Genomic DNA, 223 nt, shown 5'->3' with positions numbered 1-223 from the left:
GCAGCGTCCTACTCTCACGGGGGTAAACCCGACTACCATCGGCGCTGAAGAGCTTAACTGCTGTGTTCGGCATGGGAACAGGTGTGACCTCTTCGCCTTCACCACCACATCGATATAAAGTTTGAGGTGAACCCTCAAAACTGGATAAGGAAACAACTATTGATGAAACATCATTCACGAAGTATATATAGATAAGTCATCGATCCATTAGTATCCGTCAGCT

At 46.2% G+C, this 223-nt stretch carries 1 rRNA gene; it reads right to left on the bottom strand.

Going from position 1 to position 223, the window contains the following annotated elements:
- Positions 1–109 (bottom strand): 5S ribosomal RNA (rrf, locus tag ACXAJH_RS20520); the annotation flags it as partial.
- Positions 110–223: the final 114 nt, after the last annotated feature.

The organism is Halobacillus sp. ABD4_316, assembly GCF_056161385.1.
Note: the sequence above shows the minus strand (reverse complement) of the source record. Positions and strands in the feature narration are given on the sequence as shown.